18 protein-coding genes and 1 riboswitch are annotated in these 15,219 nt (G+C 63.4%); of the genes, 17 read left to right on the top strand and 1 reads right to left on the bottom strand.

What is annotated here, in order from left to right:
* Window positions 1–43: 43 nt before the first annotated feature.
* From rpe to hisF, 9 genes are all read left to right on the top strand, one after another.
* The gene (gene rpe / locus M1D88_RS10040) at window positions 44–700 is read left to right on the top strand and encodes a ribulose-phosphate 3-epimerase (RefSeq protein WP_458114356.1); all 657 of its coding nucleotides are present in this window, start codon (window positions 44–46) and stop codon (window positions 698–700) included.
* Window positions 701–805: 105 nt separating this feature from the next.
* Window positions 806–956, top strand: a riboswitch (FMN riboswitch).
* Window positions 957–1,082: 126 nt separating this feature from the next.
* On the top strand, window positions 1,083–2,201 hold the full coding sequence (gene ribD / locus M1D88_RS10035) for a bifunctional diaminohydroxyphosphoribosylaminopyrimidine deaminase/5-amino-6-(5-phosphoribosylamino)uracil reductase RibD (RefSeq protein WP_458114491.1): 1,119 nt from the start codon (window positions 1,083–1,085) through the stop codon (window positions 2,199–2,201).
* Window positions 2,201–2,869: a riboflavin synthase gene (locus M1D88_RS10030; RefSeq protein ID WP_458114355.1), complete on the top strand. Its 669-nt coding sequence runs from the start codon at window positions 2,201–2,203 to the stop codon at window positions 2,867–2,869. The genes ribD and M1D88_RS10030 overlap by 1 nt, the downstream gene beginning before the upstream one ends.
* A 35-nt stretch (window positions 2,870–2,904) precedes the next feature.
* Entirely contained in the window at window positions 2,905–3,591 is a 687-nt protein-coding gene (gene ribB, locus M1D88_RS10025; RefSeq protein ID WP_458114490.1) for a 3,4-dihydroxy-2-butanone-4-phosphate synthase, read from the top strand.
* Window positions 3,591–4,301: a GTP cyclohydrolase II gene (ribA, locus tag M1D88_RS10020; protein WP_458114354.1), complete on the top strand. Its 711-nt coding sequence runs from the start codon at window positions 3,591–3,593 to the stop codon at window positions 4,299–4,301. The genes ribB and ribA overlap by 1 nt, the downstream gene beginning before the upstream one ends.
* An 89-nt stretch (window positions 4,302–4,390) precedes the next feature.
* Window positions 4,391–4,879: a 6,7-dimethyl-8-ribityllumazine synthase gene (ribH, locus tag M1D88_RS10015; RefSeq protein ID WP_458114353.1), complete on the top strand. Its 489-nt coding sequence runs from the start codon at window positions 4,391–4,393 to the stop codon at window positions 4,877–4,879.
* An 85-nt stretch (window positions 4,880–4,964) separates the two neighbouring features.
* On the top strand, window positions 4,965–5,228 hold the full coding sequence (locus M1D88_RS10010; RefSeq protein WP_247044674.1) for a phosphoribosyl-ATP diphosphatase: 264 nt from the start codon (window positions 4,965–4,967) through the stop codon (window positions 5,226–5,228).
* A gap of 64 nt (window positions 5,229–5,292) precedes the next feature.
* The gene (hisG, locus tag M1D88_RS10005; protein ID WP_458114352.1) at window positions 5,293–6,138 is read left to right on the top strand and encodes an ATP phosphoribosyltransferase; all 846 of its coding nucleotides are present in this window, start codon (window positions 5,293–5,295) and stop codon (window positions 6,136–6,138) included.
* A 45-nt stretch (window positions 6,139–6,183) separates the two neighbouring features.
* Window positions 6,184–6,960, top strand: coding sequence for an imidazole glycerol phosphate synthase subunit HisF (gene hisF, locus M1D88_RS10000; RefSeq protein WP_458114351.1), 777 nt, complete (start codon window positions 6,184–6,186; stop codon window positions 6,958–6,960).
* 30 nt (window positions 6,961–6,990) lie between these two features.
* On the opposite strand, the gene M1D88_RS09995 is transcribed toward hisF, so the two are convergent.
* On the bottom strand, window positions 6,991–7,635 hold the full coding sequence (locus M1D88_RS09995) for a TIGR03085 family metal-binding protein (protein WP_458114350.1): 645 nt from the start codon (window positions 7,633–7,635) through the stop codon (window positions 6,991–6,993).
* A gap of 101 nt (window positions 7,636–7,736) precedes the next feature.
* On the opposite strand from M1D88_RS09995, the gene hisI reads away from it, so the two are divergent.
* From hisI to lgt, 8 genes are all read left to right on the top strand, one after another.
* Entirely contained in the window at window positions 7,737–8,192 is a 456-nt protein-coding gene (hisI, locus tag M1D88_RS09990) for a phosphoribosyl-AMP cyclohydrolase (RefSeq protein WP_458114349.1), read from the top strand.
* Between the two features lie 65 nt (window positions 8,193–8,257).
* Window positions 8,258–9,853: an anthranilate synthase component I gene (locus M1D88_RS09985; protein WP_458114348.1), complete on the top strand. Its 1,596-nt coding sequence runs from the start codon at window positions 8,258–8,260 to the stop codon at window positions 9,851–9,853.
* Window positions 9,853–10,557 (top strand): Trp biosynthesis-associated membrane protein, encoded by a 705-nt coding sequence (locus tag M1D88_RS09980; protein WP_458114347.1) that lies wholly within the window; start codon window positions 9,853–9,855, stop codon window positions 10,555–10,557. Before M1D88_RS09985 ends, M1D88_RS09980 begins: the two co-directional genes overlap by 1 nt.
* Before the next feature lie 66 nt (window positions 10,558–10,623).
* On the top strand, window positions 10,624–10,926 hold the full coding sequence (locus tag M1D88_RS09975) for an HGxxPAAW family protein (protein WP_458114346.1): 303 nt from the start codon (window positions 10,624–10,626) through the stop codon (window positions 10,924–10,926).
* 2 nt (window positions 10,927–10,928) lie between these two features.
* Entirely contained in the window at window positions 10,929–11,747 is an 819-nt protein-coding gene (trpC, locus tag M1D88_RS09970) for an indole-3-glycerol phosphate synthase TrpC (protein WP_458114345.1), read from the top strand.
* Window positions 11,748–11,906: 159 nt separating this feature from the next.
* A complete protein-coding gene (gene trpB / locus M1D88_RS09965) occupies window positions 11,907–13,238 on the top strand; it encodes a tryptophan synthase subunit beta (protein ID WP_458114344.1) in 1,332 nt (443 codons plus the stop codon).
* The gene (gene trpA / locus M1D88_RS09960; protein ID WP_458114343.1) at window positions 13,235–14,053 is read left to right on the top strand and encodes a tryptophan synthase subunit alpha; all 819 of its coding nucleotides are present in this window, start codon (window positions 13,235–13,237) and stop codon (window positions 14,051–14,053) included. Before trpB ends, trpA begins: the two co-directional genes overlap by 4 nt.
* Before the next feature lie 3 nt (window positions 14,054–14,056).
* On the top strand, window positions 14,057–15,217 hold the full coding sequence (gene lgt, locus M1D88_RS09955; RefSeq protein ID WP_458114342.1) for a prolipoprotein diacylglyceryl transferase: 1,161 nt from the start codon (window positions 14,057–14,059) through the stop codon (window positions 15,215–15,217).
* The last annotated feature ends 2 nt before the right edge of the window (window positions 15,218–15,219 follow it).

The following is a 15,219-nucleotide window of genomic DNA, read 5'->3' as shown; positions in this document are numbered from 1 at the left end:
CGTTGTTGGCTTGGCAGCGCCCTTACTGTGAAAGGACTCCCTCATGGCCCAGTGCTGTATCAATCCCAGCATCCTCTCTGCGGACTTCGTGAACCTCGAGGCTGAGCTTCGCCGCATCAGCAACGCCGACGCCGTCCATGTTGACGTTATGGACAACCACTTTGTTCCCAACCTGACGATCGGCCTGCCGGTGGTGCAGCGGATCCAGGCCGTGAGCCCTGTGCCACTGGACGCCCACCTGATGATCAACGACCCCGACCGCTGGGCCCCGGCGTACGCCGACGCAGGCGTGGCTTCCGTGACCTTCCACGTCGAAGCCTCGATCGCCCCCATCAAACTTGCCCGCGAATTGCGGGCAAGGGGAGCGAAGGCAGGAATGGCCTTACGGCCGGGAACCCCGGTGGAGCCGTACCTGGACATGTTGCCGGAACTGGACCTGCTCCTCATCATGACCGTGGAGCCGGGCTTTGGCGGCCAGTCCTTCCTGGACCTCACGCTGCCCAAGATCCGCCGGGCACGGGCTGCCATCGACGGCGCGGGAACGGGCGTGGCCTTGCAAGTGGACGGCGGCATCACGGAAGAAACCATCATCAGGGCAGCTGAAGCCGGAGCGAATGTCTTTGTGGCAGGTTCCGCAGTTTATGGCGCCGAGGACCCGTCGGAAGCCGTGGAGCGGCTTCGGAAGGCCGGCAGCCGCTAGCCGTCTGTGACGCCCTCGGGTTTACGGCGAAAAGAATTCCCCGTGACGCATTCTGACGGGAATACCCGGGCGGGCAGTTAGGTTGTGACAGAATAACAACACACAATACGTGCTCCGGGGTCGGTGTAAGTCCGAACCGGCGGTGACAGTCCGCGACCCGCGAGCCGGTGCTTTCTCTTTGAAGGTGTCCGGCGGACGGTTGAACCGGTGAAATTCCGGTACCGACAGTTAAAGTCTGGATGAGAGAAGCACGTACGGCTGTTTCTGTGGCGCTTACATGCGCCACGGATTTTTGCTGTCGTATACCCCCGGAGCCCACGCGGTTTTCGAGGGAAGGAACGACGCACAGGTGCTCTCAGACGGTGAATTCACGCAGCCTGAAATGGCAGCAATGGAACGCGCCTTGGCAGAGGCCCTCAAGGGACCCCGTGGGGTGAACCCCTTGGTGGGAGCGGTAATCCTCGATGCCGACGGCCGCCAGATGGCAACCGGCTATCACCGCGGAGCCGGAACCCCCCACGCCGAGGCTGACGCCATTGCGCGGGCGGGATCGCAGGGACTGGATCTGTCAGGCACCACCATGGTGGTCACCCTTGAACCCTGCAATCACTGCGGCCGCACCGGTCCCTGCGCTCAGGCAATCATCGATGCAGGCATGGCCAAAGTCATTTATGCCGTCGATGACCCGCATGATCCGGCTGCCGGTGGAGCGGCCACCCTGCTGGCGGCGGGAGTCAAGGTATGTTCAGGCCTGAACGCCGAGGGCGCCTTTGACCTGAACCGCAGATGGTTCGAGGCCGTACTGTCCAAGCGGCCTTTCGTCACCCTCCACATCGCCCAGACCCTCGACAGCAGAATTGCGGCCCAGGACGGCACCAGCCAGTGGATTTCAAGTCCGGAGTCGCTGGCCGACAATCACAGTACCCGCGGCCGGATTGATGCGATCCTTGTAGGAACCCAAACAGTTCTGATCGACAACCCCCGGCTGACAGCCAGGAATTCCGCCGGTGAGCCCGAAGGCCGGCAACCACTGCGGGCTGTCATGGGGCTCCGGAGCATTCCCGAGAATGCCGCTATCCATGGAGAAGAGGGCCGCGTACTCCATCTCGCCACAAGGGACCCCCGGCAGGCCCTGGACACCCTCTTCGCTGCCGGAGTGCGCCACCTGATGGTGGAGGGCGGTTCCCGCATCCTCAGCGCTTTCCTGGCCGCCGGGCTGGTGGACGAACTGATTATTTACCTGGCACCCACGTTGCTGGGGTCCGGCACCGCAGCGCTGGGCGACCTCGGAGTTACAACGCTGTCCGATGCCCAGCATTGGGAATGGGACCCCGCCGGAGGCGGAGCCGTTCAGTCCCTTGGCCGCGACCTTCGGCTCCATCTTCGTCCTGCCGGCTCAGAAACATCAGCCGCCTCCGCCATCACCGAACTTTCCAAGGCAACTTCAACCGATTCAACCGTGCACCTGACAGGTGCCGGCAGCGCAGCAGGAGGCTATTGATGTTTACCGGAATTATCGCCGAACAGGGCAAAGTCCTGTCCTTGGACAGGGGAGACGGCAGCGCAACCCTCCGCCTGCAGGCGCCCGGGACCACCGAGGGCCTCGCTCTGGGCGGATCCATTGCAGTGAACGGCGTATGCCTGACTGCGACTGAGATAGCGGGCAAGGAGTTCAGCGTCGACGTCATGGGCGAGACCCTCCTCAGGAGCACGATTGGCCAGCTGCAGGCGGGGGACGCCGTCAACCTTGAGCGGTGTGTTCCCGCTGGCGGCCGCCTCGACGGCCACGTCGTCCAGGGCCACGTGGACGGTGTCGGCAGCCTGGTGGAACGGGAATCCCTGGATAACTGGGATCGGCTGAGGTTCGAAGTGCCGTCCGGTCTTGCACGGTATATCGCCGAAAAGGGCTCCATTGCGGTCGACGGCGTATCCCTCACCGTTAGTGCCGTCAGCCCGCCGCAGGAGCCGGCGCCCTGGTTTGAGGTCGGACTGATCCCCACCACATTGGCAGAGACCGGTCTGGGAGCAAAGAGCATAGGGAGCCCGGTGAATCTGGAAGTTGATGTGCTCGCAAAGTACACGGAGCGCCTGTTGGCGTTCTCGCTGCCGGCGGCACGGGAGCAATCCGCATCGGCGCCGCAGGCAGTAGACACGGGGGTCTCGCTGTGAGCCCGGCCTCCATTGCGGCCGGCCACCCTGTAGATCTGGGCGCTCCTGTCGAATTGGACGTTGTTCCTGCACCTTTGGACAGCATTGAAGAAGCCGTACGGGCCATCGCCGCGGGCCGACCGGTCATCGTGGTGGACAACGAGGACCGCGAAAATGAGGGCGACATCATTTTCGCGGCGGAGTTTGCCACGCCGGCTCTGATGGGCTGGACCGTCCGCTACAGCTCGGGCGTCATTTGTGTTCCCCTCGACGGTGCCCGCGCTGATGCCCTGGCGTTGCCGCCGATGGTTGAAGTCAACGAAGACTCCAAGGGAACTGCCTACACTGTTTCCTGTGATGCGGCCGACGGCGTGACCACGGGAATTTCGGCCTCAGACCGTGCCCTGACTGCCAGGGTGCTGGCCGATCCGGCCAGCCAGCCTGCCTCGCTTACACGTCCCGGGCATGTTTTTCCGCTTCGTGCTGTTGAGGGTGGTGTACGGGAACGTCCGGGCCATACGGAAGCGGCTGTTGAGCTGTGCCGGCTGGCGGGACTGTCGCCCGTGGGTGTGATTGCAGAATTGGTGTATGACAACGGAGAGATGATGCGGCTGGATGGACTGCGCGTTTTTGCTGCAGAACATGGCTGCCCACTCATCTCGATCGAGGACCTTGTGAGCTATCTGGGCAATGGGGACCACAGTAGGCGGGCATCGGTTCCGGCCGGAAAAGAGGAGAAATAATGACGGCTTCGAAGGCTCAAAAGGCAGCTAACGGCGCAGAGCCCCACCCGGTCAGCGGTGGCCCGGTGGTCCAGCTGCCCAGCGAGTTCGGCGGTTTGGTTGCCCAGGCGTGGATTGACCTCGAAACCGGTGCCGAGCACCTGGCAGTGAGCTCTCCCATTCCGCCCACCGATGGGCAGGCACCCTTGGTGCGGCTGCACTCGGAATGCCTCACGGGCGACGTCTTCGGGTCCTACCGCTGCGACTGCGGTGAACAGCTCGCCTACGCGCTGGAGATGATCAGCGAATACGGCGGGACGTTGCTGTACCTCCGCGGGCAGGAAGGCCGCGGCATCGGCCTGGCCAACAAGATCAAGGCCTATGCCCTCCAGGAAGCCGGATTGGACACCGTAGAAGCAAACGAGCAGCTGGGTTTGCCGGTTGACGCCCGGCGCTACAAGGCTGCGGCTCAGATCCTGGCAGAAATGGGCCTCACCAAAATCCGGTTGTTGAGCAACAACCCGGACAAGCAGAACAGGTTGGCCAAGGCCGGAGTGACAGTGATTGAGATGGTTCCTACCGAGGTTCCCTCCCGGGAGCAGAACATCCGGTACCTGCAGACCAAGAAGGACCGGATGGACCATCGGCTCGTCCTGGGACCTGAGTCAGCTGCCGTTGCAACCATTGCCCCCGGTATGGCCCCCACCCCCTTTGACCACGAACAGGACTGAGCCGGCCTCTGCCTGAACTGACCCAGGCTGAGCTGTCTCGTCAAAACTGAACACCACGACTCACCACAACTACTGAACGGAACCTCGTAATGAGCGGACACGGCGCGCCCGAAATCGACTTGACCACCCTGAACCCTGACGAAACGTCACGCCTGAAACTGGCGATTGTTGCTGCCAGTTGGCACACGCAGATCATGGACGGCCTGCTTGACGGTGCGCTCCGGGCTGCCAAAGAGGCCGGCATCAGCGAGCCCACCGTCCTGCGGGTACCCGGCAGCTTCGAGCTTCCCGTTGCGGCGGCCCGGCTGGCGCCACACTTTGACGCCGTCGTGGCCCTCGGTGTGGTGATCAGGGGAGGCACGCCCCACTTTGACTACGTCTGCCAGGCCGCCACGATGGGCCTGACCGATGTCAGCGTCAGAACCGGCGTCCCCGTTGGATTCGGTGTGCTGACCTGCGACACGGAACAGCAAGGCCTGGACCGGGCCGGCCTTCCGGGTTCCTCCGAGGACAAGGGCCATGAAGCCGTGACGGCAGCCCTCGCAACGGCAGTGACCCTGAGCCAGTACCGGCAGTGAGCCCTCTGTGCTTTCTGTCACAACGCCGTCGTCATGCTACGGCCCGGCAGGCGCTCTCCAGCCTTGAGCAAGTAGGCTGGAGGGCGTGAAGAATTTCGAGACGCTGTTTGCAGAACTCAGTGAGAAGGCTGCAACACGCCCGCCCGGCTCCCGCACGGTCGCTGAATTGGAGTCCGGGGTCCACGGCATCGGCAAGAAGGTTGTCGAAGAAGCAGCGGAAGTCTGGATGGCTGCTGAGTATGAATCCGACGAAGCAGCCGCTGAGGAGATCTCCCAGCTGCTCTACCACCTGCAGGTTCTGATGCTTGCCAAGGGACTAAGCCTGGAAGACGTTTACAAGCATCTTTAGCCGCCCCGTTGCGGTCATACCCTGCTTGAACCGATTCCGTCCCCACCCAGAAAGATTTTCCTCCATGCTGCGAGTTGCCGTTCCCAATAAAGGATCCCTGTCCGAAGCCGCCTCCGAGATGCTCGCCGAGGCAGGCTACCGCCAACGCCGCGATGGCGGCCGCGAGCTCGTGCTGGTTGATCCGGACAACGACATTGAGTTCTTTTTCCTCCGCCCGCGTGACATCGCCGTGTACGTAGGACAGGGAACGCTCGACGTCGGGATCACCGGCCGGGATCTTCTGCTGGACGCCGAGGTGGAGGCTGAGGAGCTGCTCGGCCTTGGGTTTGCCGCCTCCACTTTCCGCTTCGCTGGGCCCGTGGGTGACTTCGACGCCGTCGAACAGCTTGAGGGCAAGCGGCTCGCCACGAGCTACGACGGACTGCTGCGCGGATACCTCGCCGAGCGAGGCATCAACGCCAAAGTGGTACGGCTCGACGGCGCCGTCGAGTCCTCCGTGAGGCTCGGTGTCGCGGACGCCATTGCCGACGTCGTCGAGACCGGGACCACGCTCAAGGCTGCCGGGATGGAAATCTTCGGGGAACCGATCCTGCTCTCCGAGTCGGTACTCATCGGACGCAAGGGTGAAAAGAATCCTGCGGCCGATGTCCTGATCCGCCGTCTTCAGGGTGTCCTCGTAGCGCGCCAGTACGTTCTGATGGACTACGACATCCGTAAGGAACTGGTGGAAGAGGCAGCCGCGCTGACCCCCGGCCTTGAGTCTCCTACTGTCTCCCCGCTGCGCGACTCTGACTGGGTGGCAGTGCGCTCCATGGTGCCGAAGAAGGAAACCAACCGGATTATGGACGAGCTCTATGACCTGGGTGCCCGTGCCATCCTTGTCAGCAGCATCCACGCCTGCCGCATCTGAGAGCCTCGTCCACAGAGTTTCCTTTATGAATTTTCAGGAGTAGTCATGGCTGTAGCCGTACGCGTCATCCCCTGCCTGGACGTTGATGCCGGCCGCGTGGTCAAGGGCATCAACTTTGAAGGCCTTCGCGATGCCGGAGACCCAGTGGAGCTCGCTCACCGCTACGACAATGGCAGTGCCGACGAGTTGACGTTCCTTGATGTCACAGCGTCCTCCGGCAACCGCGAGACCACCTTCGACGTCGTGCGCCGGACGGCCGAAGAAGTCTTTATCCCGCTGACAGTAGGCGGCGGCGTGCGGGGCGTTGCTGAGGTGGACAAGCTTCTGCGTTATGGAGCAGATAAGGCGTCCATCAACACAGCCGCTGTGGCACGCCCGGACGTGGTGGATGAGATTACCCGCCACTTCGGCTCCCAGGTGCTGGTGCTGTCCGTGGATGCACGACGCAACCGCCCCGGTTCCAAACCCACCCCGTCCGGCTTCGAGGTGACGACCCACGGGGGCCGTCAAGGGACTGGAATCGATGCCATCGCGTGGGCCAAAGAGGCAGCGGACCGTGGCGTGGGCGAAATCCTGCTCAACTCCATCGACGCTGACGGAACCAAGGACGGCTTCGACCTGGAGCTCATCCGTTTGGTCCGTGCGGCGGTGCGGGTGCCCATCATCGCCTCAGGCGGAGCCGGCGAGCCGGCGCACTTTCCACCGGCCGTAGCCGCGGGAGCAGACGCAGTCCTGGCCGCATCAATCTTCCACTTCGGGCCAGATGACATGATTTCACAGGTCAAGACGGCAATCCGCGAAGCCGGTTTCGAAGTCCGCTGACCCGCTGGCCCAACCACCTGAAGGAAAGCGCTACAGGCCGACTTCTGCTGACTGGAGGAGCGCAACGGCGTCCGGCTGGCCTTCAAATGTTACGAGGGCGTGTTTCGTCCGGCCGTGCGCATGCATCAGCAGTTCACCGGGTTCCCCGACGATCGCAACTGAAACAGGCGCGCGCTTGGCAACGTGCCGCGGGCCTGAAGGGCGCACCAGCACCACGCCGAGGTCCACGCCGCGGTACAGAATGGCAGCGCGCTTAACAAGTTCGTCCCAGAGTGCGTCCGAGTATTCGGCGTCCAAGGCGCGGGGAGCCCACCGGTCAACTGCGCGGCGGACGTCTTCGGTGTGGACGAAGTACTCAATGAGGTTCGAGCTTTCATCCAGCGCCGGAATATTCATGGGGGAGAGGACCGGAGGACCTGCGCGGAAGGTGTTGACCAACCGGTTGTAGTCCTCAGTGGTCTTCAGTTTGGCGGCCAGTTTCGCCGTCGCTTTGTCTGAGGCCTTTGCCAGGCCCTTGAACAGGAGCCCCAAGCCGACGGCGGCCTTCCGCTCACGCAGATAGAGGTGCGCGGCGAGATCCCGGGTTCGCCATCCTGTGCAGAGCGTGGGGGAGTCCGGACCGGCCGCCAGCAGGGTCTCGGCCAGAACTTCTCGGGACGGTTCGACGAAATGCATCACTTGTGAAAGTAGCACGAGAGGGCGGGACACGCGCAGTGGAACCGCCGCCTCGGTTGTGGCTGATCTTCACACTTTCGGCAGGCACTAGACTTGACCTGATGTCTGAGCAGCCCGCCCCCGCCCCGCGCGCGTCAAACCCGCCCGTTTCCACGCCTGTAGCCGCATCTGGTTCATGGGCTGGTTCGTCGCCACAGGCCAGTGACCTTCCGGCCGGAATCGCCGCTGCCCTCAAGCGTGACAGTGCCGGCCTGGTGGCCGCCGTCGTGCAGCAGTTCGACACAAATGAAGTGCTCATGCTGGGCTGGATGGACGATGAAGCACTCCAGCGGACCCTGAGCACCGGTCGGGTGACGTTCTATTCCCGCTCCCGCCAGGAGTACTGGCGCAAGGGAGACACGTCGGGACATGTCCAGTGGGTCAAGTCGGTGGCATTGGACTGTGACGGAGACGCCCTGCTGGTCCGGGTGGACCAGGTAGGCGCGGCCTGCCACACCGGAACGCGCACATGCTTCGACGGCCGCGAACTCGACGCCGTAACAGGCAGTTCCTCCTGACCAGGACCTGCAGCACACCCCCTACTTTCAATTGCCACTCATAGAACAGGCGGAGAACCATAGCCATGCAGGACCTTGGAGTCATCAGCCCGGGCCTGGAAGAGTTCCGCGAACTCGCAGGCCACAGCCGCGTCATCCCCGTCCGGCTGAAGGTCCTGGCGGACGCTGAAACGCCGATCGGCCTCTACCGAAAGCTCGCACAAGGACAGCCGGGCACCTTCCTCATGGAATCCGCGGCCGTGGGCGGCTCCTGGTCCAGGTACTCCTTCATAGGCGCCAAGTCCCGGGCAACCCTGACCACCAAAGACGGCCAGGCGCACTGGCTCGGCGAGCCACCGAAGGGTGTCCCGGTCGACGGCAACCCTGTGGACGCTGTGCGGGACACCATTGAGGCCTTGCGGACTGACAGGTTCGAGGGCCTGCCCCCCTTCACGTCCGGGCTGGTCGGCTTCCTCGGCTGGGAAACGGTGCGCCACTGGGAGAAGCTCACCAGTCCGCCGGAGGATGATCTCCAGCTGCCCGAGATGGCGCTCAACCTGGTCACCGACATGGCAGTTCACGACAACACAGACGGCACAGTGCTGCTCATCGCCAATGCCATCAACTTCGATAACAGCACCGAACGCGTCGATGAGGCTTGGCACGACGCCGTCGCTCGGGTGAAGGGGCTGCTGAGCAGGGTCAGCGCCCCCGTGCAGCAGCCCGTCTCGGTCCTGGAGCCTGCAGCCTTGGACTTTGCATCCAGCGTGCAGGAACGCTGGAACGAGCCGGAATATTTGGCCGCTATCGACCGCGGGAAGGAAGCAATCGTCGACGGCGAGGTCTTCCAGGTGGTCATTTCGCGCCGTTTCGAGATGGAATGCGGGGCCAGCCCGCTCGACGTCTACCGCGTGCTCCGGAACACCAACCCCAGCCCGTACATGTACATCTTCAGCCTCCAGGATGCCGACGGGCGTGACTACTCGATCGTGGGCTCGTCGCCGGAGGCACTCGTCACCGTCAACGGCGAGGAAGTCATCACCCACCCGATCGCGGGATCCCGCCCTCGGGGCAAGACCGTGGAAGCGGACAAGGCACTGGCCGAGGAACTGCTGGCCGACCAAAAGGAGCGGGCTGAGCATTTGATGCTGGTTGACCTCTCCCGTAACGACCTCTCCAAGGTCTGTGTTGCCGGCACTGTGGATGTCACCCAGTTCATGGAGGTGGAGCGTTTCAGCCACATCATGCATCTCGTCTCCACAGTGGTGGGCAACCTCGCCCCCACAGCCAAGGCCTATGACGTCCTGAAGGCTACTTTTCCGGCGGGAACGCTTTCCGGTGCTCCGAAACCGCGTGCGCTGCGCCTGCTGGACGAACTCGAACCGCACCGCCGGGGCATCTACGGCGGAGTGGTCGGCTACCTGGACTTTGCCGGGGACATGGACATGGCCATCACCATCCGTTCAGCACTCCTGCGTGAGGGCCGCGCCTACGTCCAGGCCGGCGGCGGGATCGTGGCGGATTCGGTCAATCCCACCGAAGCCCTCGAAACGGTCAACAAGGCCGCCGCCCCGCTCCGGGCAGTCCACATAGCGGGCTCGCTCCACAACATCCAGGAGGAAGGCGTGCCCGTTCCAGGCAGCTTCCCGCCATCGCCGGCCGCTACAGGTCCGGGCGTCTGATGCGCCGTCTCGACAAGTCCGGCGGCGCCAGTGCTGCTTCCGCCTCGGGCTCCACAGAAGGCGGCAGCGACTCCACCGCTACGGGAACCGTGGCGGGAGGAACCGGAACCAGGCCCATACCGGCCTGGGCACGAAAACCGTCCCTCGTCATGATCATTGCCCTGATGGCGCTGGCCGTCGTCGGAACCACCACCCAGACCTGGATAACCGTCCATTTGGATCCCGCGCAGCTTGGCCAGGCGGTCAACAGCCAGGATGGCTTGCCGGTCCAGGGGAGTAAAGCCGCAACAGCGGTAACAGCACTTGCGCTCGTCGCCTTGGCCGGCGGCCTTGCGGCCTCGATCGCCGGCAGGATCGCGCGCTGGATTATTACGGGGATTGTGGTCGCCGCTTCTGCGGGAATCGTGGCGGCGGCCCTGACGGTCCTGGCTGATCCGCTGACTGCGTCCCAGGGCGCTATAGCCGCAGCAACCGGCATTTCCGGAAGCAACGTCCAGGTGAGCGTCACGGCTTTCCCGGCCCTCGCCGTCGTTGCCGGAACAATGCTGGGGTTGGGCGCCCTGCTGATAATCCCTGCGAGCCGGTATTGGAAGGCGCGCACGCGGTTTGACGCTGCGGCAGCCGGCACAAATCCTGAAGCCTCCGGTCCCGCTGACGAGATTGACAGCTGGGACCGGTTGTCAAAAGGCGACGACCCCACTTGAGCCGATGTCCAAGGCAAGGACAAAAAATGGCAGAATGTAAGCAGTATTCATCCTGAGGAGATTTCCATGAGCAAAGCCACTGTTTCCGCATCCAAGTCAGGTTCACCGGCAGGCGCCTCCGCCGCCGATGCCAACCTAGGCGTAGACCACAGCATCGAGCTTGGTCATGGCAACAGCCCGGCAGCGTGGACATGCGTCATCGTGATGCTCGTTGGTGCACTCATTGCCTCCATCGCGTTCGTCATTGCCAGCACCCCCATCTTCATCGCCGGCGGGATCGTGATGCTGGTCGGCCTGATCCTCGGTTTCGCGATGCGCAAGGCAGGCTACGGCGTCGGCGGCAGCAAGCTGAAGAACTCCGGCCACTAGCAGTGACAGTTCTCGATGACATCAACGCCGGTGTTAGGGAGGATCTGGAGGCACGGCGTCGCCTCGTTTCCCTTGCGGAACTGAAGGACCTCACGTCTGCAGTCGCCCCTGCCCGCGATGCCTGGGCGGCCCTGGGCGGAAACTCCGCCAGCCGCGAACAGCTCAAGGTCATTGCCGAAATTAAGCGGCGCAGTCCCTCCAAGGGGGACCTCGCCAGCATCAGTGATCCTGCCGCGCTGGCCGTCCAGTACGCCGACGGCGGAGCTTCAGTAATCAGCGTCCTGACCGAACAGCGCCGCTTCAACGGCTCCCTTGCCGACCTCGATGCCGTCCGGGCAAGTGTCGATATCCCGCTGCTCCGCAAGGACTTCACCCTGGACGAGTACCAGATCTGGGAAGCCCGCGCACACGGGGCGGACATGGTGCTGCTTATTGTGGCAGCCCTTTCCGATGCCCAGCTGCAGGAGTTCAGCGCCTTGAGCACGGAACTGGGGATGAACGTGCTCGTGGAAACGCATACGCCCGAGGAGATCGAGCGGGCTGTCGCGGCGGAGGCGAGAATCATCGGCGTCAACGTGCGCAATCTGAAGACTCTCGACGTCGACCGTTCCGTTTTTGCCTCCCTGGCAGGAAGCATCCCGGCAAGTGCTGTTATTGTCGCCGAGTCCGGCGTGAGGGGCATCGACGACGTCACCCACTACGCCGCTCACGGCGCCAACGCGATCCTCGTCGGCGAAGCCCTGGTCAGCGATGCGACGCCGCGGGAGCGCATAGCCGAATTCACAGCGGCCGGCGCTGAAGCTATCGCCGCCCGCGTCTGACAGCCAGGCACTCCGTTGCAGGCGGCCGTCTGCAACGGTCTGCCACCGCACGACGCTTTGCCGCACGACACCTTACGGCGCACAACGAAGAGCGCTGAGCGACACAGAACACTGAGCACTACATAGACACTGAAACAGTGGAACAGGATGGTGAGACTGATGGTCGACGCACCAACAGCCGGCTCTGACAAGGATGCCGTGGACGCATTCCTTCAAGGGGGACCGTCGCTGCGCCATGCACCCGGCCCCTACTTCGGCTCCTACGGCGGGCGCTGGATGCCGGAGTCGCTGATCGCCGCCCTGGATGAGCTTGAAGATACCTTCGAGAAGGCCAAGGCCGATCCCGACTTCATCGCGCAGATCGCGGACCTGAACAAGAACTACTCAGGGCGTCCCTCGCTGCTCACTGAGGCCAAGCGGTTCTCCGCTCACGCTGGGGGAGTGCGGGTGTTCCTCAAACGCGAAGACCTCAACCACACCGGCTCACACAAGATCAACAACGTGCTGGGCCAGGCGCTCCTTGCCAAGCGTATGGGCAAGACCCGCGTGATAGCCGAGACCGGTGCAGGCCAGCATGGTGTTGCCAGCGCCACTGCCGCCGCTTTGCTTGGCCTCGAATGTGTTGTCTACATGGGTGCTGAGGACTGCCGCCGGCAAGCGCTGAACGTGGCCCGGATGGAACTGCTGGGCGCCACGGTCATCCCCGTCACCAACGGTTCACAGACCCTCAAGGACGCCATCAACGAGGCGCTCCGTGACTGGGTTGCGAACGTCGGAAACACCCACTATCTGCTCGGTACTGCCGCCGGGGCCCACCCGTTCCCCGCGCTGGTCCGCTACTTCCATGAGGTCATCGGCGAGGAAGCCCGCGCCCAGATCCTCGACCAGACCGGCCGTCTGCCGGATGCCGTCTGCGCGTGCATCGGTGGCGGATCCAATGCCATCGGGATTTTCCACGGTTTCCTCGATGACCCCTCCGTGAAGATCTACGGTTTTGAAGCAGGCGGCGACGGCGTCGACACCGGCCGCCACGCAGCCACCATCACCCTCGGCAAGCCCGGCGTCCTCCATGGTGCCCGCTCTTACCTGATGCAGGACGACGACGGCCAGACCATCGAGTCCCACTCCATCTCAGCCGGACTGGACTACCCCGGCGTAGGACCGGAGCACTCCTACCTTGCGGACATCGGACGGGTCAGCTACGAGCCCATCACCGACAGCGAGGCCATGGACGCCTTCCGTCTGTTGTGCCGCACTGAAGGCATCATTCCCGCCATCGAGTCAGCGCACGCCCTGGCCGGCGCCATCAAGGTGGGGCAGCGGCTCGCCACAGAAGACGGCGACGCCGATGCTAAAGCATCGGACAAGATCGTGCTCGTGAACCTGTCCGGACGCGGGGACAAGGATGTGGCGACAGCCGCTGAATGGTTCGATCTCCTGGACAAGGATTCGGCAGAAGCCGAGATCGGCAAAGAGGGAGAGCAGCTGTGAGTACCGTTCAGGACATCACCGGCACCAGCAAATCGGCAGCAGCCATTGATAAGGCGCGCGCCGAAGGCCGGGCGGCACTCATCGGGTACTTGCCGGCCGGGTTCCCAAGCGTTGAAGACACTATTGCCGCCGGCATCGCCCTCGCCGAGAACGGTGCCGACCTCATCGAGATCGGCATCCCGTATTCGGACCCGGTGATGGATGGCCAGGTTATCCAGGCAGCCACCACTGAGGCCCTGGCCAAGGGCTTCTCCGTGCGGCAGGTGTTCGACGTCGTCGCCGGCATCACCAGCAAAACCGATGCGGCAGTACTGGTCATGACCTATTGGAACCCGGTGATCCGGATGGGCGTGGACGAGTTCTCCCGCCGCCTTTCGGAAGCAGGCGGAGCCGGCCTCATCACCCCGGACCTCATCCCTGATGAAGCAGCCGAATGGATGGATGCCTCCGACAAGTACGGGCTGGACAGGGTTTTCCTCGTCGCGCCCTCCTCATCGCCTGAACGGATGCGCCGCACTGTCGACGCCAGCCGCGGTTTTGTCTACGCCGTCTCCATTATGGGCGTCACGGGTGCAAGGTCCTCTGTCAGCAGCGCCGCAAAGGATGTAGTGGCTGCAGCCAAGGCGGCAGGCGCCGAACGCGTGTGTGTGGGACTCGGTGTTTCCACCGCTTCGCACGTCCGGGAAATTGCTGAGTACGCCGACGGCGTGATCGTGGGCACGGCTCTTGTGGCCGCCATCCGCGACGGCGGTGTGGACGCGGTTGCCGCGCTCACCAAAGATCTCCGGACCGGACTTAACAGGGAAGAAGCCTAAATAATGCAGACTGTCCTCCACGCTGCCGCCCTCGTGCCGGCAAGCATCCCGAGCCCGGACTGGTCCGGCTTCGATATCCCGCTGCCGTGGGGGTCACTCCGCATCCATGCCTACGCCCTGTGTATCCTTGCAGGCATCATTGCGGGCCTGTGGCTCACGTCCCGACGCTGGAACAAGAGAGGAACGCCTGAAGGCAGCCTGTGGGACATCGCCATCTGGGCCATTCCCTTCGGCATCATCGGCGGACGCCTCTATCACGTCTTCTCATCCCCGGATGCCTACTTCGGCCCGGGCTTTGACGGCACAGGCGACCTTTCCCTGATTCCGCAGATCCAGCGTGGGGGCCTGGGGATCTGGGGCGCCGTGCTGCTGGGCGCAGTCGGTGCCTGGATCGGCTGCCGCCGTGCAGGAGTGAAGCTCACCGCTTTCCTCGATGCAGCTGCACCCGGACTGCTGCTCGCCCAGGCCATCGGCCGGTGGGGAAACTACTTCAACCAGGAACTCTTCGGCAGCCCCACCACCCTGCCCTGGGGTCTCCAGGTCGACGCCGATAACGCGAATTTCCCGCCCGGGATGCCTGCTGACACGCTCTTTCACCCCACGTTCCTGTACGAGTCATTGTGGAACCTGGTTGGCGTGGCCCTCCTGCTCATCCTGGACCGGAGGTTCAACTTCCGGCGCGGGCGGCTCTTCTGGCTCTACGCCATGTATTACACCCTCGGCCGTGTCTGGATCGAAGCCATGCGCATCGACGACGCCGAGCAGATCAACCTGTTCGGCATTACTACCAGGCTCAATGTCTGGACCAGCATCTTCGTGTTTGTTGTGGCACTGATCGTCTTCATCGTTCTGGGCAGGAGGAAGCCGGACGAGCCGGACACCCCTTATCTGGACGGCCGGAGTCCTGCGGACCACGCCGCAGCGGCAGTTGAAACAGACGAATCAGGTGACGTCAAAAGCATCCGGAATGCGGACGAGGATGTCTCAGATAGTGAAGCGCGTGGTAATCTCCCTGATAACCAAAGCGATCCAGACCGTGCTTCCTCCAGGGAAGTGGCGGACAATACAGCCGGTGGAAGCACTTCCCTTCAGGAAAAGCAGCCGGCCGCAAAGTCCGCTGATGAGGTTACGGAAACCGCGCCGGAGGCTGGCAGCACCAAGTAGGC

It is taken from the genome of Arthrobacter sp. R1-13, from assembly GCF_054161475.1.
The sequence above is the reverse complement of the archived record's forward strand: the minus strand, read 5'-3'. Positions and strand labels throughout refer to the sequence as shown.

What these genes read in the sequence shown, in the direction of transcription:
- hisG (WP_458114352.1), top strand. Translation starts at nt 5,293, where the DNA reads ATGCTGCGAGTTGCCGTTCCCAATAAAGGATCCCTGTCCGAAGCCGCC.
- ribA (WP_458114354.1), top strand. Translation starts at nt 3,591, where the DNA reads ATGACGGCTTCGAAGGCTCAAAAGGCAGCTAACGGCGCAGAGCCCCAC.
- M1D88_RS09985 (WP_458114348.1), top strand. Translation starts at nt 8,258, where the DNA reads ATGCAGGACCTTGGAGTCATCAGCCCGGGCCTGGAAGAGTTCCGCGAA.
- M1D88_RS09975 (WP_458114346.1), top strand. Translation starts at nt 10,624, where the DNA reads ATGAGCAAAGCCACTGTTTCCGCATCCAAGTCAGGTTCACCGGCAGGC.
- hisI (WP_458114349.1), top strand. Translation starts at nt 7,737, where the DNA reads ATGTCTGAGCAGCCCGCCCCCGCCCCGCGCGCGTCAAACCCGCCCGTT.
- M1D88_RS10030 (WP_458114355.1), top strand. Translation starts at nt 2,201, where the DNA reads ATGTTTACCGGAATTATCGCCGAACAGGGCAAAGTCCTGTCCTTGGAC.
- rpe (WP_458114356.1), top strand. Translation starts at nt 44, where the DNA reads ATGGCCCAGTGCTGTATCAATCCCAGCATCCTCTCTGCGGACTTCGTG.
- hisF (WP_458114351.1), top strand. Translation starts at nt 6,184, where the DNA reads ATGGCTGTAGCCGTACGCGTCATCCCCTGCCTGGACGTTGATGCCGGC.
- lgt (WP_458114342.1), top strand. Translation starts at nt 14,057, where the DNA reads ATGCAGACTGTCCTCCACGCTGCCGCCCTCGTGCCGGCAAGCATCCCG.
- M1D88_RS09995 (WP_458114350.1), bottom strand. Translation starts at nt 7,635, where the DNA reads ATGCATTTCGTCGAACCGTCCCGAGAAGTTCTGGCCGAGACCCTGCTG.
- ribH (WP_458114353.1), top strand. Translation starts at nt 4,391, where the DNA reads ATGAGCGGACACGGCGCGCCCGAAATCGACTTGACCACCCTGAACCCT.
- trpB (WP_458114344.1), top strand. Translation starts at nt 11,907, where the DNA reads ATGGTCGACGCACCAACAGCCGGCTCTGACAAGGATGCCGTGGACGCA.
- M1D88_RS09980 (WP_458114347.1), top strand. Translation starts at nt 9,853, where the DNA reads ATGCGCCGTCTCGACAAGTCCGGCGGCGCCAGTGCTGCTTCCGCCTCG.
- ribD (WP_458114491.1), top strand. Translation starts at nt 1,083, where the DNA reads ATGGCAGCAATGGAACGCGCCTTGGCAGAGGCCCTCAAGGGACCCCGT.